This window comes from Escherichia coli (assembly GCF_036503815.1).
Taxonomy (GTDB): Bacteria; Pseudomonadota; Gammaproteobacteria; order Enterobacterales; family Enterobacteriaceae; genus Escherichia; species Escherichia coli_F.
Genome location: NZ_AP027764.1, coordinates 1,591,919 through 1,611,504 on the forward strand (window position 1 = coordinate 1,591,919; position 19,586 = coordinate 1,611,504).

Annotated in this window: 20 protein-coding genes and 1 pseudogene; 15 read left to right on the forward strand and 6 right to left on the reverse strand. The window is 51.0% G+C overall.

Translation table 11 applies throughout. The annotated features are described in order from the left end of the window. Positions 1-218: 218 nt before the first annotated feature. The 9 genes and pseudogenes from cvpA to rpnB all read left to right on the forward strand — a co-directional run bounded on the left by cvpA (position 219) and on the right by rpnB (position 8,328). Complete coding sequence (gene cvpA, locus AABJ99_RS07660; protein WP_032184707.1) at positions 219-707, forward strand: colicin V production protein; 489 nt, start codon at positions 219-221, stop codon at positions 705-707. Positions 708-743: 36 nt separating this feature from the next. Continuing rightward, positions 744-2,261, forward strand: a complete 1,518-nt coding sequence (gene purF / locus AABJ99_RS07665; RefSeq protein WP_000334213.1) for an amidophosphoribosyltransferase — start codon at positions 744-746, stop codon at positions 2,259-2,261. A gap of 94 nt (positions 2,262-2,355) precedes the next feature. Then, complete coding sequence (gene ubiX, locus AABJ99_RS07670) at positions 2,356-2,925, forward strand: flavin prenyltransferase UbiX (RefSeq protein ID WP_000825697.1); 570 nt, start codon at positions 2,356-2,358, stop codon at positions 2,923-2,925. 264 nt (positions 2,926-3,189) lie between these two features. Continuing rightward, a complete protein-coding gene (gene argT, locus AABJ99_RS07675; RefSeq protein ID WP_039020357.1) occupies positions 3,190-3,972 on the forward strand; it encodes a lysine/arginine/ornithine ABC transporter substrate-binding protein ArgT in 783 nt (260 codons plus the stop codon). 217 nt (positions 3,973-4,189) lie between these two features. Next, positions 4,190-4,972: a histidine ABC transporter substrate-binding protein HisJ gene (hisJ, locus tag AABJ99_RS07680; protein WP_000737621.1), complete on the forward strand. Its 783-nt coding sequence runs from the start codon at positions 4,190-4,192 to the stop codon at positions 4,970-4,972. An 89-nt stretch (positions 4,973-5,061) separates the two neighbouring features. Continuing rightward, positions 5,062-5,748: a histidine ABC transporter permease HisQ gene (gene hisQ / locus AABJ99_RS07685; protein WP_000965518.1), complete on the forward strand. Its 687-nt coding sequence runs from the start codon at positions 5,062-5,064 to the stop codon at positions 5,746-5,748. Beyond that, entirely contained in the window at positions 5,745-6,461 is a 717-nt protein-coding gene (gene hisM / locus AABJ99_RS07690; protein WP_000569957.1) for an ABC transporter permease, read from the forward strand. The genes hisQ and hisM overlap by 4 nt, the downstream gene beginning before the upstream one ends. Positions 6,462-6,468: 7 nt before the next feature. Further along, the gene (gene hisP, locus AABJ99_RS07695) at positions 6,469-7,242 is read left to right on the forward strand and encodes a histidine ABC transporter ATP-binding protein HisP (RefSeq protein ID WP_001293612.1); all 774 of its coding nucleotides are present in this window, start codon (positions 6,469-6,471) and stop codon (positions 7,240-7,242) included. Positions 7,243-7,437: 195 nt separating this feature from the next. Beyond that, positions 7,438-8,328, forward strand: a pseudogene (gene rpnB / locus AABJ99_RS07700) (recombination-promoting nuclease RpnB). Between the two features lie 47 nt (positions 8,329-8,375). Here the strand turns inward: rpnB and yfcH are convergent. From yfcH to yfcG, 3 genes are read right to left on the reverse strand one after another with little or no spacing between them, the layout of a single operon-like run. Further along, positions 8,376-9,269, reverse strand: coding sequence for a TIGR01777 family oxidoreductase (yfcH, locus tag AABJ99_RS07705; RefSeq protein ID WP_039021418.1), 894 nt, complete (start codon positions 9,267-9,269; stop codon positions 8,376-8,378). Between the two features lie 20 nt (positions 9,270-9,289). Beyond that, positions 9,290-9,652, reverse strand: a complete 363-nt coding sequence (gene folX / locus AABJ99_RS07710; protein WP_039021419.1) for a dihydroneopterin triphosphate 2'-epimerase — start codon at positions 9,650-9,652, stop codon at positions 9,290-9,292. A gap of 56 nt (positions 9,653-9,708) precedes the next feature. Continuing rightward, positions 9,709-10,356: a GSH-dependent disulfide bond oxidoreductase gene (gene yfcG / locus AABJ99_RS07715; RefSeq protein ID WP_000566496.1), complete on the reverse strand. Its 648-nt coding sequence runs from the start codon at positions 10,354-10,356 to the stop codon at positions 9,709-9,711. 137 nt (positions 10,357-10,493) lie between these two features. On the opposite strand from yfcG, the gene yfcF reads away from it, so the two are divergent. Genes yfcF through yfcD form a run of 3 tightly spaced genes read left to right on the forward strand, consistent with a single transcriptional unit; the run spans position 10,494 to position 12,345 of the window. Beyond that, positions 10,494-11,138: a glutathione transferase gene (gene yfcF / locus AABJ99_RS07720; protein ID WP_032303444.1), complete on the forward strand. Its 645-nt coding sequence runs from the start codon at positions 10,494-10,496 to the stop codon at positions 11,136-11,138. Positions 11,139-11,193: 55 nt separating this feature from the next. After that, positions 11,194-11,745 (forward strand): phosphodiesterase, encoded by a 552-nt coding sequence (gene yfcE, locus AABJ99_RS07725; RefSeq protein ID WP_000772452.1) that lies wholly within the window; start codon positions 11,194-11,196, stop codon positions 11,743-11,745. A gap of 57 nt (positions 11,746-11,802) precedes the next feature. Further along, the gene (yfcD, locus tag AABJ99_RS07730; protein ID WP_000437935.1) at positions 11,803-12,345 is read left to right on the forward strand and encodes an NUDIX hydrolase YfcD; all 543 of its coding nucleotides are present in this window, start codon (positions 11,803-11,805) and stop codon (positions 12,343-12,345) included. A 32-nt stretch (positions 12,346-12,377) separates the two neighbouring features. Here yfcD and yfcC read toward each other — a convergent pair whose 3' ends face one another. The 3 genes from yfcC to ackA all read right to left on the reverse strand — a co-directional run bounded on the left by yfcC (position 12,378) and on the right by ackA (position 17,509). Next, positions 12,378-13,898, reverse strand: coding sequence for a putative basic amino acid antiporter YfcC (gene yfcC, locus AABJ99_RS07735; RefSeq protein WP_001274485.1), 1,521 nt, complete (start codon positions 13,896-13,898; stop codon positions 12,378-12,380). Positions 13,899-14,087: 189 nt separating this feature from the next. After that, complete coding sequence (gene pta, locus AABJ99_RS07740) at positions 14,088-16,232, reverse strand: phosphate acetyltransferase (RefSeq protein ID WP_000086716.1); 2,145 nt, start codon at positions 16,230-16,232, stop codon at positions 14,088-14,090. Between the two features lie 74 nt (positions 16,233-16,306). Further along, positions 16,307-17,509 carry an acetate kinase gene (gene ackA, locus AABJ99_RS07745; RefSeq protein WP_000095712.1) on the reverse strand — a complete coding sequence of 401 codons (1,203 nt, stop codon included), beginning with the start codon at positions 17,507-17,509 and terminating at the stop codon, positions 16,307-16,309. Between the two features lie 337 nt (positions 17,510-17,846). Between ackA and yfbV the strand changes: the two genes are divergently transcribed. The 3 genes from yfbV to hxpA all read left to right on the forward strand — a co-directional run bounded on the left by yfbV (position 17,847) and on the right by hxpA (position 19,540). Further along, on the forward strand, positions 17,847-18,302 hold the full coding sequence (yfbV, locus tag AABJ99_RS07750; RefSeq protein WP_000106627.1) for a terminus macrodomain insulation protein YfbV: 456 nt from the start codon (positions 17,847-17,849) through the stop codon (positions 18,300-18,302). An 82-nt stretch (positions 18,303-18,384) separates the two neighbouring features. Beyond that, a complete protein-coding gene (gene yfbU, locus AABJ99_RS07755) occupies positions 18,385-18,879 on the forward strand; it encodes a YfbU family protein (RefSeq protein WP_000426124.1) in 495 nt (164 codons plus the stop codon). Between the two features lie 10 nt (positions 18,880-18,889). Beyond that, positions 18,890-19,540, forward strand: coding sequence for a hexitol phosphatase HxpA (gene hxpA, locus AABJ99_RS07760; RefSeq protein ID WP_039021420.1), 651 nt, complete (start codon positions 18,890-18,892; stop codon positions 19,538-19,540). Positions 19,541-19,586: the final 46 nt, after the last annotated feature.

The window sequence follows — 19,586 nt, forward strand, 5'->3', positions numbered from 1 at the left end:
TCTGTGCAGGAGTAGAACCGTAGGTCGGATAAGGCGTTCACGCCGCATCCGACACGCATTGCCCGATGCCGCAAAGGCATGAAAAGTCGATGGCGTTGAATATTTTTTCAGCGCCATTTTTATTGATGCGTGGGAAGGAAATCCCTACGCAAACGTTTTCTTTTTCTGTTAGAATGCGCCCCGAACAGGATGACAGGGCGTAAAATCGTGGGACACATATGGTCTGGATTGATTACGCCATAATCGCGGTGATTGCTTTTTCCTCTCTGGTTAGCCTGATCCGCGGCTTTGTTCGTGAAACGTTATCGCTGGTGACATGGGGTTGTGCTTTCTTTGTCGCCAGTCATTACTACACTTACCTGTCAGTCTGGTTTACGGGCTTTGAAGACGAACTGGTTCGAAATGGGATTGCCATCGCGGTACTGTTTATCGCGACACTGATCGTTGGCGCTATCGTGAACTTCGTGATAGGTCAGTTGGTTGAGAAAACCCACCTGACGGGCACCGATCGGGTGCTGGGCGTCTGTTTCGGTGCGTTGCGCGGTGTGTTGATTGTTGCTGCCATTCTCTTCTTTCTCGACTCCTTTACCGGGGTGTCGAAAAGCGAAGACTGGAGCAAATCACAGCTGATCCCGCAGTTCAGTTTTATCATCAGATGGTTTTTTGATTATCTGCAAAGCTCGTCAAGTTTCTTGCCCAGAGCGTAAGTGCTCTGAGATGTGGCTTAACGAGGAAAAAGACGTATGTGCGGTATTGTCGGTATCGCCGGTGTTATGCCGGTTAACCAGTCGATTTATGATGCCTTAACGGTGCTTCAGCATCGCGGTCAGGATGCCGCCGGCATCATCACCATTGATGCTAATAACTGCTTCCGTTTGCGTAAAGCGAACGGGCTGGTGAGCGATGTCTTCGAAGCTCGCCATATGCAGCGTTTGCAGGGCAATATGGGCATTGGTCATGTGCGTTACCCCACGGCTGGTAGCTCCAGCGCCTCTGAAGCGCAGCCGTTTTACGTTAACTCCCCGTATGGCATCACGCTTGCCCACAACGGCAATCTGACCAACGCTCACGAGTTGCGTAAAAAACTGTTTGAAGAAAAACGCCGCCACATCAACACCACCTCCGACTCGGAAATTCTGCTTAATATCTTCGCCAGCGAGCTGGACAACTTCCGCCACTACCCGCTGGAAGCCGACAACATATTCGCCGCCATTGCTGCTACAAACCGCTTAATCCGCGGCGCGTATGCCTGTGTGGCGATGATTATCGGCCACGGTATGGTGGCTTTCCGCGATCCTAACGGTATTCGTCCGCTGGTACTGGGGAAACGTGATATCGACGACAATCGCACAGAATATATGGTCGCTTCCGAAAGCGTTGCGCTCGATACCCTGGGCTTTGAGTTCCTGCGTGATGTCGCCCCAGGCGAGGCGATTTACATCACTGAAGAAGGGCAGCTGTTTACCCGCCAGTGCGCTGACAACCCGGTCAGCAATCCATGCCTGTTCGAGTATGTTTACTTTGCCCGACCAGACTCGTTCATCGACAAAATTTCCGTTTACAGCGCGCGTGTGAATATGGGCACCAAGCTGGGCGAGAAAATTGCTCGCGAATGGGAAGATCTGGATATCGACGTGGTGATCCCAATTCCGGAAACCTCTTGTGATATCGCGCTGGAAATCGCCCGTATTCTGGGCAAACCGTACCGCCAGGGCTTTGTGAAAAACCGCTATGTTGGCCGCACGTTTATCATGCCGGGCCAGCAGCTGCGTCGTAAGTCCGTGCGCCGTAAACTGAACGCCAACCGCGCTGAATTCCGCGATAAAAACGTCCTGCTGGTCGATGACTCCATCGTGCGTGGTACCACTTCTGAGCAGATTATCGAGATGGCGCGTGAAGCCGGAGCGAAGAAAGTTTACCTCGCTTCTGCGGCACCGGAAATTCGCTTCCCGAACGTTTACGGGATTGATATGCCAAGCGCCACGGAGCTTATCGCCCACGGTCGCGAAGTAGATGAAATTCGCCAGATCATCGGTGCTGACGGGTTGATTTTCCAGGACCTCAACGATTTGATCGAAGCCGTTCGCGCTGAAAACCCGGATATCCAGCAGTTTGAATGCTCGGTGTTCAACGGCGTTTACGTCACCAAAGATGTTGATCAGGGCTACCTCGATTTCCTTGATACTTTACGTAATGACGACGCTAAAGCCGTGCAACGTCAGAACGAAGTGGAAAATCTCGAAATGCATAACGAAGGATGATGCCTTCGCTCAGGGTGCCGGTCTGGCACCCTGACTTGCAACTCCCGCCGAAATCCTGCAAAGTCTGCCTGCAAGTCTGACAGGGCAACTATTTATGAAACGACTCATTGTGGGCATCAGCGGTGCCAGCGGCGCGATTTATGGCGTACGATTATTACAGGTTCTGCGCGATGTCACAGATATCGAAACGCATCTGGTAATGAGCCAGGCGGCGCGCCAGACCTTATCCCTTGAAACGGATTTCTCCCTGCGTGATGTGCAGGCATTAGCCGATGTCACGCACGATGCGCGCGATATTGCCGCCAGCATCTCTTCTGGTTCTTTCCAGACGTTGGGGATGGTGATTTTACCCTGTTCAATCAAAACCCTGTCCGGCATTGTGCATAGCTATACGGATGGCTTACTGACCCGTGCGGCAGATGTGGTGCTGAAAGAGCGTCGCCCGCTGGTGCTCTGCGTACGTGAAACACCATTGCACTTAGGCCATCTGCGTTTAATGACTCAGGCGGCGGAAATCGGTGCGGTAATTATGCCTCCCGTTCCGGCGTTTTATCATCGCCCGCAATCCCTTGATGATGTGATAAATCAGACGGTTAACCGTGTTCTTGACCAGTTTGCGATAAATCTACCCGAAGATCTCTTTGCCCGCTGGCAGGGCGCATAACTCCACTGTTGCCCTGTTTCAGGGCAATTTTGCAACCGCGATCAAATCCTCAACATTTTGTTCCTGCCATTCAATCTAAACGCTGCGATCCAACCGCCATACCTGCTATCTTCAACTTCAGGACAATAATGCAACGTCTTATTAACATATTTAACGTTGAATGTTACTGTTGTCGTCAAGATGGCATAAGACCTGCATGAACGAGCCTGCAAACACACAACACAATACACAACATAAAAAAGCCATTTCACTTGAGGGTTATGTATGAAGAAGTCGATTCTCGCTCTGTCTTTGTTAGTCGGGATTTCCGCAGCAGCTTCCAGCTACGCGGCGATGCCGGAGACGGTACGTATCGGAACGGATACCACCTATGCACCGTTCTCATCGAAAGATGCCAAAGGTGACTTTGTTGGCTTTGATATCGATCTCGGTAACGAGATGTGCAAACGGATGCAGGTGAAATGTACTTGGGTTGCCAGTGACTTTGACGCGCTGATCCCCTCACTGAAAGCGAAAAAGATCGACGCCATTATTTCGTCGCTTTCCATTACCGATAAACGTCAGCAGGAGATTGCCTTCTCCGACAAACTGTACGCCGCAGACTCTCGTCTGATTGCTGCCAAAGGTTCACCGATTCAGCCAACGCTGGATTCACTGAAAGGTAAACATGTGGGTGTGCTGCAGGGATCAACCCAGGAAGCGTATGCCAATGATAACTGGCGCAGTAAGGGTGTCGATGTGGTGGCCTATGCTAACCAGGATTTGGTCTATTCCGATCTGGCTGCAGGACGCCTGGATGCCGCTCTGCAAGATGAGGTTGCTGCCAGCGAAGGTTTCCTCAAGCAACCTGCCGGTAAAGATTTCGCTTTTGCAGGCCCTTCAGTGAAAGACAAAAAATACTTCGGTGACGGCACCGGTGTCGGGCTACGTAAAGATGATGCTGAACTGACGGCTGCGTTTAATAAGGCGCTTGGCGAGCTGCGTCAGGACGGCACCTACGACAAGATGGCGAAAAAGTATTTCGACTTTAATGTCTACGGTGACTGATACGTCGCAGGGAAGCTGTACCTGATGGAATGATCATGGTGCACGCCAGGTTTGTTGCACTATCGTGGTGCATTAAAATGCATACTTAAGCATTTTTAATGAAAAATAATACGTCTAACGGGGCGGGATATTTTGCCTTGATGGTCAATTTTATGGCACGATAAGTGTAACAAACCTGTAAATATTCCCTATAAAAAGACTGTCAGTTGAGGACATTATGAAAAAACTGGTGCTATCGCTCTCTCTGGTTCTGGCCTTCTCCAGCGCAACGGCGGCGTTTGCTGCGATTCCGCAAAACATCCGCATCGGTACCGATCCGACCTATGCGCCATTTGAATCAAAAAATTCACAAGGTGAACTGGTTGGCTTCGACATCGATCTGGCGAAGGAATTGTGCAAACGCATCAATACGCAATGTACGTTTGTCGAAAACCCGCTGGATGCGTTAATCCCGTCCTTAAAAGCGAAGAAGATTGACGCCATCATGTCATCGCTTTCCATTACGGAAAAACGTCAGCAGGAAATTGCCTTCACCGACAAACTGTACGCTGCCGACTCTCGTCTGGTAGTGGCGAAAAATTCCGACATTCAGCCGACAGTCGAGTCGCTGAAAGGCAAACGCGTAGGCGTATTGCAGGGCACCACCCAGGAGACGTTCGGTAACGAACACTGGGCACCAAAAGGCATTGAAATCGTCTCTTATCAGGGGCAGGACAACATTTATTCTGACCTGACTGCCGGACGTATTGATGCCGCATTCCAGGATGAGGTCGCCGCCAGCGAAGGTTTCCTCAAACAACCCGTTGGTAAAGATTACAAATTCGGTGGCCCGTCTGTTAAAGATGAAAAACTGTTTGGCGTAGGTACCGGCATGGGTCTGCGTAAAGAAGATAACGAATTGCGCGAGGCACTGAACAAAGCCTTTGCCGAAATGCGCGCTGACGGTACTTACGAGAAATTAGCGAAAAAGTACTTCGATTTTGATGTTTATGGTGGTTAATCGCCATCGGTGAAAGAAAGCCCGCTCCCTTCTGGTAACCGGAGGGAGACAAGAGGCGGTAATTCACCACACACGACAGGACAGGCAGCATGTTGTATGGGTTTTCAGGTGTTATTTTACAGGGTGCGCTCGTCACGCTGGAGCTGGCGATCAGCTCTGTAGTGCTCGCTGTAATCATCGGTTTAATTGGCGCTGGCGGTAAGCTCTCGCAAAATCGGCTTTCGGGCCTTATTTTCGAAGGCTACACCACGCTGATTCGTGGCGTGCCGGACTTGGTGTTGATGCTGCTGATTTTCTACGGTTTGCAGATTGCACTAAACACGGTGACGGAGGCGATGGGCGTCGGGCAGATTGATATCGATCCGATGGTCGCTGGTATTATTACTCTCGGTTTTATCTACGGTGCTTATTTTACCGAAACGTTCCGTGGCGCGTTTATGGCTGTGCCGAAAGGGCATATAGAGGCGGCGACGGCGTTCGGTTTTACTCGTGGGCAAGTGTTTCGGCGGATTATGTTTCCGGCGATGATGCGTTACGCCCTGCCAGGCATTGGCAACAACTGGCAGGTGATCCTCAAATCTACCGCTTTGGTTTCGTTACTCGGCCTGGAAGATGTGGTCAAAGCCACCCAACTGGCAGGCAAAAGTACCTGGGAACCGTTCTATTTCGCCATTGTTTGTGGTGTGATTTACCTGGTTTTCACCACCGTTTCCAATGGTGTGCTGCTGTTCCTTGAGCGCCGCTACTCCGTGGGTGTGAAGAGGGCTGACCTGTGATCGAAATCTTACATGAATACTGGAAACCGCTGCTGTGGACTGACGGTTATCGCTTTACTGGCGTGGCAATCACCCTGTGGCTGCTGATTTTGTCGGTAGTGATAGGCGGAGTTCTGGCGCTGTTTCTGGCGATTGGTCGCGTCTCCAGCAATAAATACATCCAGTTTCCAATCTGGTTATTTACCTATATTTTTCGCGGTACACCGCTGTATGTTCAATTGCTGGTGTTCTATTCCGGCATGTACACGCTGGAGATTGTTAAGGGAACCGAGTTCCTTAACGCCTTTTTCCGCAGTGGCCTGAATTGTACTGTGCTGGCGCTGACGCTTAACACCTGTGCTTACACCACCGAGATTTTTGCCGGAGCAATCCGTTCGGTACCGCACGGAGAAATTGAAGCCGCCAGAGCCTATGGCTTTTCGACCTTTAAAATGTATCGCTGCATTATTTTGCCTTCAGCGCTGCGTATTGCGTTACCTGCCTACAGTAATGAAGTAATCCTGATGCTGCACTCTACTGCGCTGGCGTTTACGGCCACGGTGCCGGATCTGCTGAAAATAGCCCGTGATATTAACGCCGCCACGTATCAACCTTTTACCGCTTTCGGTATCGCCGCGGTGCTCTATTTAATCATCTCTTATGTCCTGATCAGTCTGTTCCGCAAAGCGGAAAAACGCTGGTTGCAGCATGTGAAACCTTCTTCAACGCACTGAGAATACGATGTCCGAGAATAAATTAAACGTTATCGATTTGCACAAACGCTACGGCGAACACGAAGTGCTGAAAGGGGTCTCACTGCAAGCGAATGCCGGTGATGTCATAAGTATCATCGGATCGTCGGGATCGGGGAAAAGTACCTTTCTGCGCTGCATTAACTTCCTCGAAAAACCGAGTGAAGGATCGATCGTCGTTAACGGCCAGACGATCAATCTGGTGCGCGATAAAGACGGTCAACTCAAAGTCGCCGATAAAAATCAGCTGCGCTTACTGCGCACACGCCTGACGATGGTATTCCAGCACTTCAATCTCTGGAGCCATATGACGGTGCTGGAAAACGTCATGGAAGCGCCGATTCAGGTGTTAGGCCTGAGCAAGCAGGAAGCGCGCGAGCGGGCGGTGAAGTATCTGGCGAAAGTCGGGATAGACGAACGTGCGCAGGGGAAATACCCGGTGCATCTGTCCGGTGGTCAGCAACAGCGTGTTTCTATCGCGCGGGCGCTGGCAATGGAACCGGAAGTTCTGCTGTTTGATGAACCCACCTCGGCGCTCGATCCTGAACTGGTAGGCGAAGTGCTGCGTATTATGCAGCAACTGGCAGAAGAGGGAAAAACCATGGTGGTGGTGACTCACGAAATGGGCTTTGCTCGCCATGTTTCTACTCACGTCATTTTTCTCCATCAGGGGAAAATAGAGGAAGAAGGCGCGCCGGAGCAGTTATTTGGCAACCCGCAAAGCCCTCGTCTGCAACAGTTCCTTAAGGGATCGCTGAAATAATTCCCTCTCCGGTGGCTAACGCTGCCGGAGTATTTCATGGGGAATTTGCGAGTCCGCTTCCGCTGAAATGTAAAAGTTGCAGTCCGCTAAAAATACTTCTGAATTAGCTGTCCAAAGATAAAAACTGCCTGCTGCATTGGGTGTAAATCGTGGTTATTGTCGCGTCATCTTAAATTTGAGGGGTGACGGAACGCCATGACAATATCGACAACTTCCACGCCGCATGATGCGGTATTTAAATCTTTTTTACGCCATCCAGACACCGCGCGGGATTTTATTGATATTCATCTTCCCGCGCCGCTGCGCAAACTGTGTGATTTAACGACGCTCAAACTGGAACCAAACAGTTTTATTGATGAAGATCTGCGGCAATATTATTCCGACCTCTTGTGGTCTGTGAAAACGCAGGAGGGAGCGGGTTATATTTATGTGGTGATAGAGCACCAAAGTAAGCCGGAGGAATTAATGGCTTTTCGCATGATGCGCTATTCCATCGCGGCGATGCAAAACCATCTGGATGCAGGCTATAAAGAGCTTCCATTGGTGATCCCAATGCTGTTTTATCATGGTTGCAGAAGTCCTTATCCTTATTCACTCTGCTGACTTGATGAATTTGCCGAGCCTGCTATAGCCCGCAAAATATATTCATCGGCTTTTCCGCTGGTGGATATTACCGTGGTGCCGGATGACGAGATTATGCAACATCGCAAAATGGCGCTGTTGGAGTTAATTCAGAAACATATTCGTCAGCGCGATCTGTTGGGATTAGTCGACCAAATTGTTTCGCTGCTAGTTACAGGGAACACTAATGACAGACAGCTAAAAGCCCTGTTTAATTACGTATTACAAACGGGAGATGCCCAGCGTTTCCGTGCATTTATTGGTGAGATAGCGGAACGAGCACCACAAGAAAAGGAGAAACTGATGACCATTGCTGACAGATTACGTGAAGAAGGCGCAATGCAGGGCAAACACGAAGAAGCTCTGCGTATTGCTCAGGAGATGCTGGAAAAAGGATTTGACCACGAAGTCATCCTGACGCTGACCCGACTTTCACCAGACGACCTAATCGCGCAAAGCCACTAATCCTGTAACACCGGGAATTAACTGGCGGATGTTTGCAGTACACCACATCAGTGAACAACATCCGCCAGCGCCTCTTCTAAATCGTACCAGCGAAACGCAAAACCCGCTTCTTCCAGCCTTTTGGGCAAAGCCCGTTGTCCACCTAATACCAGTACTGAAGATTCGCCCATTAACAGCCGGATGGCGGTCGCAGGGACGCGCAAAATGGCCGGACGATGCAGAGCATGACCGAGCGCATGGGCAAATTGTTCATTGCGTACTGGGTAGGGCGAAACCATATTAAACGGCCCGCGCAGCTCGTTATCCAGCAGCCAGAGAATACCGTTGACCATATCATCGATATGAATCCAGGCCAGATACTGCCGACCGGAGCCAATCGGCCCGCCCAGGCCAAGACGAAACGGCGGCAGCATTTTACCGAGGATCCCGCCGTCCGGTGCAAGCACCACGCCGGTACGCAGCAGGCACACACGTGTTTTGTCGCTTTGCGCCCGACAGGCAATCTCTTCCCAACGAGCGCAGAGTTTGTGGGTAAATTCGTTATGCGGCGGTTCCTCTTCAGTAACCACCACTTCACCTAAGTCGCCATAATAGCCCGTTGCCGAACCGGAAATGAGTACCGACGGCGGCGTGTCGCTGGCACTAATTAGATCGACCAGTTTTTGCGTGATATTCCAGCGGCTTTGGCAGAGACGATCTTTTTGCTCGTGAGTCCAGCGTTTATCGGCAATCGGTTCTCCAGCCAGGTTGATTACCGCATCAACGCCATTGAGGTTGCTTTGATCTGCAAGCCCTTGCCATAGTGTCACCCGGGGGCCGAGAACGGAACTGGCTTTCTGCGGGTTACGTGTCACTACCGTGATTTGATGGCCCAGCTCCAGCAAACGCGGAATCAAATGGCGACCAATTAATCCCGTCCCTCCGGTGATCACTATGTTCATGCAGCCTCCCGATATGGCGGTTAACGCTGCCAGCTTAAGGTCATGGATACCGAATCGGCGTAGCGCAGCGCGTGCAGTTTATCGATCTCTACTTCAGCATACGTCACCCAGTGATGTTCACGTGCGATATCGAGCACATCCTGAGTTAATTTTTCCAGCAAAGAGAAACGGTTATTTTCTACGTGCTGAATAATGTTTTTCGTTATGGTGCGATAATTCAGCGCATCGTTGATATCTTCGCTGGTGCGCGCTTTATCGGCGGGGTAGTGGATCGTCACGTTGATAACTATATCCTGACGGTTGTTAATTTCTTCTTCCTTAATTCCGATAAACGTACGTAAACGAAGGTTCTTTATACGAATAATAGCGGCAGGTTGTGCCATTGCAGGTTCTCCGTTGTTTTACTTAGAATTAAATAATACACGAGAACCTGTTTCTGTTAACTATCCGAACGCTCATCACTGAGTTGTGCTTTTAGTAGTGCCTGACCGGTGGCAGGGCGCGAACGGATCCGCTCATGCCAGTTCTTAACTGCAGGATACATTGCGAGGTCAATGCGCTGGCGAGTCCAGGCATTAACCCACGGCCAGCAGGCAATATCCGCAATGCTGTAGTTTTCTCCGCCCAACCAGGGCGAGTTTTCCAGCCGCTTGTTCAGCACGTGATACAGACGCTGAGTTTCAACTTGATAACGTTCAATAGCGTAAGGAATGGTTTGTGGTGCAGCGTGATTAAAATGATGATTTTGCCCAAGCATCGGCCCCAGCCCGCCTACCTGCCAGAATAGCCACTGTAATGTGGTGGCGCGTTCACGCATTTCATGACTTAAAAAGAGTCCCGTTTTCTCCGCCAGATACAACAATATGGCCCCGGACTCAAAGAGGCTTAACGGTTCGCCGCCATCGGCTGGGGAATGATCAACAATTGCCGGAATTTTGTTGTTAGGCGAAATGCGCAAAAATTCCGGGCGAAACTGGCCACCTTTCCCCAGGTCTACCTTAATCAAGCGATAATCCAGTCCTGCCTCTTCGAGAAACAACGTAATTTTGTGACCATTTGGCGTCGGGGCGAAATAGAGATCGATCATTGCAGCTCCGGTTGTCTAATCATCTGAACACCACAAGTATAGAAAGCGCGGCGACTTGCGTGAGTATTCGTCACGTGACAGTGACAAAAAGGCTCTATAGTTTGATAGTTAGCCCCCCCTTTATTGCCGAGGACATAATGAGTAAACCCGCTATCACGCTTTGGTCAGATGCCCATTTTTTCTCCCCTTATGTGTTATCCGCCTGGGTGGCGTTGCAGGAAAAAGGCCTGTCGTTTCATATCAAGACCATCGACCTCGACAGCGGTGAACATTTGCAGCCGACGTGGCAAGGTTACGGTCAGACACGCCGTGTGCCGTTATTACAAATCGATGATTTTGAGTTGAGTGAATCTTCTGCCATTGCGGAGTATCTGGAAGATCGATTTGCGCCACCGACCTGGGAACGCATTTATCCGCTTGATTTAGAAAATCGTGCGCGTGCACGACAGATTCAGGCCTGGCTGCGTAGCGATCTGATGCCCATCCGCGAAGAACGTCCGACGGATGTTGTCTTTGCGGGTGCGAAAAAAGCGCCACTGACGGCGCAGGGAAAAGCCAGTGCAGAGAAACTGTTCGCGATGGCAGAACATTTGTTAGCACTGGGTCAGCCGAATTTATTTGGTGAATGGTGCATTGCTGATACTGATCTGGCGCTAATGATTAACCGCCTGGTACTACATGGCGATGAGGTGCCAGAACGCCTGGTGGATTATGCAACATTCCAGTGGCAGCGAGCGTCTGTCCAGCGTTTTATTGCACTTTCGGCGAAGCAATCTGGCTGATAGCAACGGCAGAATCCAGTATCATAGCTTACGTTTTTTCGACGAGGAGTGAGTGATGAAACTGATGTTTGCATCGGACATTCATGGGTCGTTACCGGCGACGGAACGTGTTCTGGAATTGTTTGCCCAAAGCGGTGCCCAGTGGCTGGTGATCCTTGGCGACGTGTTGAATCACGGCCCGCGTAATGCTTTACCGGAGGGTTACGCGCCAGCCAAAGTCGCTGAACGGCTTAATGAAGTGGCACATAAGGTTATCGCTGTGCGCGGCAACTGCGACAGCGAAGTGGACCAAATGCTGCTGCATTTCCCGATAACCGCGCCGTGGCAACAGGTATTACTGGAAAAACAACGTCTGTTTTTGACGCATGGTCATCTATTTGGTCCGGAAAATCTGCCCGCTTTAAACCAGAACGATGTGCTGGTGTACGGTCATACCCATCTGCCAGTGGCAGAACAGCGGGGGGAGATATTCCACTTCAACCCCGGCTCGGTGAGTATTCCGAAAGGCGGTAATCCGGCGAGTTATGGCATGCTGGATAATGACGTACTGAGTGTAATCGCACTCAATGATCAAAGTATCATTGCGCAGGTCGCGATTAATCCGTAATTTACCCACAACTCAAAATGCGCCGTAAGAGCGCCAGAAAAAGAAGGTTTCCTGATAATGGAACAGCGTCGTTTGGCAAGTACTGAATGGGTGGATATTGTCAATGAAGAGAATGAAGTCATTGCACAAGCCAGCCGGGAACAAATGCGGGCACAGTGTCTGCGTCATCGTGCAACTTACATCGTCGTGCATGATGGCATGGGCAAAATTCTGGTCCAGCGTCGTACCGAGACAAAAGACTTTTTACCCGGCATGTTAGATGCGACCGCAGGCGGTGTGGTCCAGGCCGATGAGCAACTGCTGGAATCCGCGCGTCGCGAAGCGGAAGAAGAGTTGGGCATTGCCGGTGTCCCCTTTGCCGAGCACGGGCAGTTCTATTTCGAAGATAAAAATTGCCGTGTCTGGGGCGCGTTGTTCAGTTGTGTCTCGCACGGTCCCTTCGCCCTACAGGAAGATGAAGTCAGTGAAGTTTGCTGGCTGACGCCGGAAGAAATCACCGCACGCTGCGATGAGTTCACTCCAGACTCGCTGAAAGCGCTGGCGTTGTGGATGAAGCGCAATGCCAAAAATGAAGCCGTAGAGACTGAAACGGCAGAATGAAAAAAGAGCCGCAATTGCGGCTCTTAACATTTTTAGTGGTAGCCCATCAACTGAGCGCCGATAACCACGACGCTGGACATAATAAACAGCAGTCCAAGCAGTGTCGCGCCCACCTTCAGCCAGTTACGGAAGTCCACCCGACAAACACCGAGCGTTGCCATTAACGAAGCTGAGGTCGGGTAAATGATGTGACTGAAGCCATCACCAAACTGGAATGCCAGCACGGTAACCTGACGGTTAACACCGACCAGATCGCCAAGCGGTGCCAGTAACGGCATGGTTAACGCCGCCTGACCAGAACCGGATGTCACGAAGAAATTAAATACCGCCTGGAAGAGCAACATAAACCAGGCTGCAACTGCGTTATCCAGACCGCTAATGGCATTGGCAATGCTGTTTAGAATGGTATTTAACACACTGGCATCACCCGCTTCACCGTTACCGACCAGCAACAAAATCCCTTTGGCGAAACCCACCAGTAGGGCAGGGGCGATCATCATTCGCGCCCCTTCGGTGAAGGATGAAGCCATGGTATTAACCGTCATACCGTTTAGGCGGAAAACAACGCCGATGATGCCAATAACTAGCCCCATAGTGAAGAACTGGCTGGCTATTTCTGGAATAAACCAGGCATTGACGATAACGCCCCAAATTACCCAGATCATGACGGCGGTTAAAACAATCAATACCAGCCAGTCACCAAAGGTAAATGGACGCTGTTCTACATCCGCCTGTTTTTCGCGGAAGAAACGATCAGACTCATGAACGCGTGACAACAGCGGATTCTTTTTCACCCGCGAGGCGTACACCATAGTGAAGACCAGACCAATCAGAGTAGAGATTACCCATACCACGATGCGCAAACCGGAGCCAGAAAGCACCGGAACACCAGCGATCCCCTGAGCAACAACCACACAAAACGGGTTCATCCACGAACTGGCAAAACCGATTTGCGTGGCGATATAAGTCACCAGGACGGTGGTAATACTGTCATAGCCCAGCCGGACCATTAGCGGTGCGATGATAATGGCAAAGGCGACGGCCTCTTCCCCCATACCAAATACCGCGCCGCCAAGTGAAAAGAGAATAAACAAGGCAGGGATAAAGAGAATTTCATTCCCGCGTGTATGCCGAATAAGTGCCAGGATGCCGTTATCAATGGTTCCTGTACGCATCACGATGCCAAACGCACCGCCAATCACCAGCATAAACATGATGATGCCAACGGCTGTCCCGTATTTCGATCCTGAGGTTAATCCTTCAAACGGGAAATTCATCAGGCCCGGGCGTTCATCGCCCGTCGAGAATAGTTGCACGCGGTGATACTCAGGTTCGCCCGCCTCGTTAGTCAGAATGCGAAATGAGTGCGGATCTACGACTTTGCGTGTTTTTGTTTGACCATCAACCTGATACTGCACTTCCTGACTGTCAAACATCCCCACCGGAACTACCCAGGTGGCAAGGCTGGTTAAAATAGCAACAAAAAAGATAATCACCAGCGTATCGGGCATTGCCCATCTTCTGGTTGGTTTGGATTCAGTGATTGCGGACATAGCGCAGATATTCCCTTGCACAAAACAAAGTGGTAAGTATGCAAAGTGAGATGGCGCAATTCATTGATGCAGCGCAGTTAAGCAAGATAATCAGAAAGGATTAATGCAATTTAAGAGAATAAAAAACCGGAAATAGTGACTATTTCCGGTTCAGGTATCCGCAGCGCAAAGCTGCGGATGATGACGAGATTACTGCTGCTGTGCAGACTGAATCGCAGTCAGCGCGATGGTGTAGACGATATCGTCAACCAGTGCGCCACGGGACAGATCGTTAACCGGCTTGCGCATACCCTGCAGCATCGGCCCGATGGAGATCAGATCGGCAGAACGTTGTACCGCTTTGTAAGTGGTGTTACCGGTGTTCAGATCCGGGAAGATGAACACGGTAGCGCGACCAGCAACCGGAGAATTCGGCGCTTTGGATTTCGCAACGTCAGCCATTACCGCAGCGTCGTACTGCAGCGGACCGTCGATCATCAGGTCAGGACGTTTTTCCTGCGCCAGACGAGTTGCTTCGCGAACTTTCTCTACGTCGCTACCTGCACCAGAAGTACCGGTGGAGTAGGAGAGCATTGCAACGCGCGGTTCGATACCGAAGGCCGCGGCGGAATCAGCGGACTGAATCGCGATTTCTGCCAGCTGTTCTGCGGTCGGATCCGGGTTGATCGCACAGTCACCGTAAACGTAAACCTGTTCCGGCAGCAGCATGAAGAACACGGAAGATACCAGGGAGCTACCCGGTGCAGTTTTGATCAGCTGCAGCGGCGGACGAATGGTGTTTGCGGTGGTGTGAACAGCACCGGAAACCAGACCGTCAACTTCATCCTGTTCCAGCATCAGCGTACCGAGAACCACGTTGTCTTCCAGCTGTTCGCGGGCAACGGTTTCGGTCATGCCTTTGTTCTTACGCAGTTCAACCAGGCGGCCAACATAGCTTTCGCGAACCACTTCTGGATCGACAATTTCAATGCCAGCACCCAGTTCTACGCCCTGAGATGCTGCAACGCGGTTGATCTCAGCCGGGTTACCCAGCAGTACGCAAGTTGCGATACCACGTTCAGCACAGATAGCGGCTGCTTTAACGGTACGCGGTTCGTCACCTTCCGGCAGCACGATACGTTTGCCCGCTTTGCGCGCCAGTTCGGTCAGCTGATAACGGAACGCTGGCGGAGACAGACGACGGCTGCGCTCGGAAGTGGCAGTCAGAGAGTCAATCCAGTCAGCGTTGATGTAGTTAGCAACGTATTCCTGAACTTTCTCGATACGCTCGTGATCGTCAACCGGAACTTCGAGGTTGAAGCTCTGCAGGCTCAGAGAAGTCTGCCAGGTGTTGGTATTCACCATAAATACCGGCAGGCCGGTAGCGAAAGCACGTTCGCACAGTTTGGAAATGCGCGCGTCCATTTCGTAGCCGCCAGTCAGCAGCAGGGCACCGATTTCTACGCCGTTCATGGCAGCCAGGCAAGCTGCAACCAGTACGTCAGGACGGTCTGCGGAAGTTACCAGCAGAGAACCGGCACGGAAGTGCTCCAGCATGTGCGGAATGCTGCGTGCGCAGAAAGTGACAGATTTCACGCGACGAGTGTTGATATCGCCTTCGTTGATGATGGTGGCGTTCAGGTGGCGAGCCATATCGATCGCACGGGTCGCGATCAGATCAAAGCTCCATGGCACCGCGCCGAGAACCGGCAGCGGGCTGGATTCTTGCAGCTTCGCCGGATCAACATTGTTTACTTTTGCTTTGGAAGAGTCGTCGAAAATCTCGGACAGATCCGGGCGAGTACGACCCTGTTCATCAACCGGTGCGTTCAGTTTGTTAACGATAACGCCAGTGATGTTGGTGTTTTTTGCACCACCGAAGCTGTTGCGAGTCAGTTCGATACGCTCTTTCAGCTGTTCCGGGGTGTCAGTGCCCTGAGACATAACGAAGACGATTTCCGCGTTCAGCGTTTTAGCGATTTCGTAGTTCAGAGACTGGGCAAACTGATGCTTACGTGTCGGGACCAGACCTTCAACCAGAACGACTTCAGCGTCTTTGGTGTTAGCGTGGTAGTTCGCGACGATCTCTTCCATCAGCACATCTTTCTGATTGCTGGAAAGCAGACCTTCAACGTAGCTCATTTTCAGCGGTTCAGCGGCTGTCGTGGTGGAAGAGTTCGCACGCACGATAGTCGTGGTCTGATCGGGCGCATCGCCACCGGTACGCGGCTGAGCGATAGGTTTGAAAACGCTCAGACGAACGCCTTTGCGTTCCATTGCACGGATCACGCCAAGGCTGACGCTGGTCAGACCGACGCTGGTTCCGGTAGGGATCAGCATAATAATACGGGACACGGTTTATCCTCTTTCGTTACCGCCGGTTTGGCGGGTTACAAAACAGCACCGCCAGCTGAGCTGGCGGTGTGGAATCAGGCGGTCAAGCGGCAGGCGTCTTGCGCGATAACCAGCTCTTCGTTGGTCGGAATCACAACAGCAGGGCGGGTGCCTTCTTTGTTGATGAAACCAGATTTGCCGAAACGTGCAGCCAGGTTGCGCTCATGATCAACTTCAAAGCCCAGCACGCCCAGTTTGCCCAGAGACAGTTCACGAACCATCGCGGCATTTTCACCGATACCACCGGTGAATACAACAGCGTCCAGACGACCATCCATCAGCGCGGTGTAGGCACCGATGTATTTCGCCAGACGGTGGCAGTAAACGTCCATTGCGCGCTTCGCGTCTTCTTTTGTCGCGTAGTTGTCTTCAACATAACGGCAGTCGCTGGTGACTTCGGTCAGACCCAGCAGGCCAGACTCTTTGGTCAGCATTTTGTTGATTGCGTCAACGCTCATGCCCAGAGTGTCGTGCAGGTGGAAGATGATCGCAGGATCGATATCGCCAGAGCGAGTACCCATTACCAGACCTTCCAGCGGGGTCAGACCCATAGAGGTGTCAACGCATTTACCGTTGCGGATAGCAGAAACGGAACCACCGTTACCCAGGTGGCAGGTGATGATGTTCAGCTCTTCTACCGGTTTGTTCAGCATTTTTGCCGCTTCCTGGGTTACATAGAAGTGGCTGGTGCCGTGCGCGCCGTAACGACGGATGCCGTGCTCTTTGTACAGGTTGTACGGCAGGGCGTAGAGGTAAGACTCTTCCGGCATAGTCTGGTGGAACGCGGTGTCAAATACAGCAACGTTTTTGTCTTTCAGCTGAGGGAAAGATTTCAGTGCTTCTTCGATACCGATCAGGTGAGCCGGGTTGTGCAGCGGTGCAAAAGAAGCTGCATCTTTGATACCCTGAATAACAGACTCATCGATCACTACGGAGCTGGTATACTTTTCGCCGCCGTGTACGATACGGTGACCGATAGCGGTCAGCTGCGCAGACAGTTCTGGTTTTTGTGCCAGAATAGTATTAACGATAAAGTTGAGCGCTTCGCTGTGAGCGGCGCCTGCACCTAAAGCCGCTTCCTGTTTATTGCCGTCCATTTTCCATTTGATACGTGCTTCGGGCAGGTGGAAACATTCGGCTAAACCAGAAAGGTACTCTTCACCATTCACTGCATCGATGATTGCAAATTTCAGTGAAGAACTACCGCAGTTCAGAACCAGTACTAACTTACTCGACATGGAAGTACCTATAATTGATACGTGGCTAAAAAAACGTCAGGGAGCCATAGAGCGTAGCGCATGATGACACTGACATTTATGATTAACATCATGCACTGCAAATTTTTTTTGCATGATGGAAGAAATATCTTGAGTCTATGCCATTTTGCGTAATTTTCAGCCAATGGCATAATGTATATGAATTTGACGACTCAATGAATATGTACTACTTAGGCCTTCAGGCTGCTAAAGGATACCTGATAGTGGGTATGGAAGACAAAATGTTTTGAACGTTGTCCCGCTGAGTTGTGAATTTGCACAAATTTTTGAATCTTTATATGTGAAGTTGAGGTGAAGCATGTCAACGCCGGATAATCGTTCTGTTAATTTTTTTAGCTTGTTTCGCCGGGGACAGCATTACTCAAAGACGTGGCCGCTGGAAAAACGCCTTGCCCCAGTCTTTGTCGAAAATCGCGTTATCAAGATGACGCGCTATGCGATCCGTTTTATGCCGCCAATCGCCGTATTTACTCTCTGCTGGCAGATTGCCCTGGGCGGTCAACTGGGCCCGGCAGTTGCCACTGCGCTGTTCGCCTTAAGTTTACCCATGCAGGGACTATGGTGGCTGGGCAAGCGTTCTGTAACGCCATTACCTCCTGCAATCCTTAACTGGTTTTATGAAGTTCGCGGTAAATTGCAAGAGTCTGGACAGGTGTTGGCACCCGTTGAAGGCAAGCCTGATTACCAGGCATTAGCTGACACGCTTAAGCGTGCCTTCAAACAACTGGATAAAACTTTCCTTGATGATTTGTAATTGACCCCTGATTACGCATATAAAAGAAGGCATACTCAGCCTTCTTTTTTTTCACCGTAGTAGAGTGATACAGGAGTCAACAATGGAAATGACCAACGCGCAACGTCTTATTTTGTCTAACCAGTACAAAATGATGACTATGCTTGATCCGGCAAATGCTGAACGTTACCGTCGCCTGCAAACAATCATTGAGCGTGGTTATGGATTACAGATGCGTGAACTGGATCGCGAGTTTGGCGAGCTGAAAGAAGAAACCTGCCGCACTATCATCGACATTATGGAGATGTATCATGCGTTGCATGTGTCCTGGTCTAATTTGCAGGACCAGCAGTCCATCGATGAACGTCGTGTCACCTTCCTCGGCTTTGACGCCGCCACTGAAGCACGTTACCTCGGTTATGTCCGCTTTATGGTTAATGTGGAAGGGCGCTATACCCATTTTGACGCCGGAACTCACGGTTTTAACGCCCAGACGCCAATGTGGGAAAAATATCAGCGCATGCTTAATGTGTGGCATGCCTGCCCGCGTCAGTACCATTTGAGCGCCAACGAAATTAATCAAATTATCAACGCCTGAGGAGGCCCATGTGCGGTGCAAAGGTTTTCTGTTTGATCTTGATGGAACGCTGGTGGACTCCCTGCCTGCGGTAGAACGGGCGTGGAGCAACTGGGCCAGACGTCATGGGTTAGCGCCGGAAGAGGTGCTGGCTTTCATTCACGGTAAACAGGCCATCACCTCTTTGCGCCATTTTATGGTGGGCAAATCCGAGGCAGACATTGCTGCCGAATTTACGCGTCTGGAGCAAATCGAGGCCACGGAAACCGAAGGTATTACCGCACTTCCGGGGGCAGTCGCTTTACTCAATCATCTGAATAAAGTGGGGATTCCATGGGCCATTGTGACGTCTGGCTCCATGCCCGTAGCGCGAGCGCGCCACAAAATAGCCGGACTTCCCGCACCAGAGGTGTTTGTGACCGCTGAGCGGGTGAAGCGCGGAAAACCAGAGCCTGATGCGTATCTCTTAGGCGCGCAGTTGTTGGGGCTTGCGCCGCAAGAGTGTGTGGTGGTGGAAGATGCTCCCGCTGGCGTGCTTTCAGGCCTGGCGGCGGGTTGTCATGTAATTGCGGTTAACGCTCCGGCAGATACCCCGCGCCTGAATGAGGTCGATTTAGTCCTCCACAGTCTGGAGCAAATTACTGTGACCAAACAGCCAAATGGCGATGTTATTATTCAGTGAAACACCTGATCATGATTTAGCCCCGTCTCGTCGGGGCTTTTTTATG

Coding starts and splice junctions, on each gene's coding strand:
- cvpA (WP_032184707.1), top strand. CDS start 219: ATGGTCTGGATTGATTACGCCATAATCGCGGTGATTGCTTTTTCCTCT.
- purF (WP_000334213.1), top strand. CDS start 744: ATGTGCGGTATTGTCGGTATCGCCGGTGTTATGCCGGTTAACCAGTCG.
- ubiX (WP_000825697.1), top strand. CDS start 2,356: ATGAAACGACTCATTGTGGGCATCAGCGGTGCCAGCGGCGCGATTTAT.
- argT (WP_039020357.1), top strand. CDS start 3,190: ATGAAGAAGTCGATTCTCGCTCTGTCTTTGTTAGTCGGGATTTCCGCA.
- hisJ (WP_000737621.1), top strand. CDS start 4,190: ATGAAAAAACTGGTGCTATCGCTCTCTCTGGTTCTGGCCTTCTCCAGC.
- hisQ (WP_000965518.1), top strand. CDS start 5,062: ATGTTGTATGGGTTTTCAGGTGTTATTTTACAGGGTGCGCTCGTCACG.
- hisP (WP_001293612.1), top strand. CDS start 6,469: ATGTCCGAGAATAAATTAAACGTTATCGATTTGCACAAACGCTACGGC.
- yfcH (WP_039021418.1), bottom strand. CDS start 9,269: ATGAACATAGTGATCACCGGAGGGACGGGATTAATTGGTCGCCATTTG.
- folX (WP_039021419.1), bottom strand. CDS start 9,652: ATGGCACAACCTGCCGCTATTATTCGTATAAAGAACCTTCGTTTACGT.
- yfcG (WP_000566496.1), bottom strand. CDS start 10,356: ATGATCGATCTCTATTTCGCCCCGACGCCAAATGGTCACAAAATTACG.
- yfcF (WP_032303444.1), top strand. CDS start 10,494: ATGAGTAAACCCGCTATCACGCTTTGGTCAGATGCCCATTTTTTCTCC.
- yfcE (WP_000772452.1), top strand. CDS start 11,194: ATGAAACTGATGTTTGCATCGGACATTCATGGGTCGTTACCGGCGACG.
- yfcD (WP_000437935.1), top strand. CDS start 11,803: ATGGAACAGCGTCGTTTGGCAAGTACTGAATGGGTGGATATTGTCAAT.
- yfcC (WP_001274485.1), bottom strand. CDS start 13,898: ATGTCCGCAATCACTGAATCCAAACCAACCAGAAGATGGGCAATGCCC.
- ackA (WP_000095712.1), bottom strand. CDS start 17,509: ATGTCGAGTAAGTTAGTACTGGTTCTGAACTGCGGTAGTTCTTCACTG.
- yfbV (WP_000106627.1), top strand. CDS start 17,847: ATGTCAACGCCGGATAATCGTTCTGTTAATTTTTTTAGCTTGTTTCGC.
- yfbU (WP_000426124.1), top strand. CDS start 18,385: ATGGAAATGACCAACGCGCAACGTCTTATTTTGTCTAACCAGTACAAA.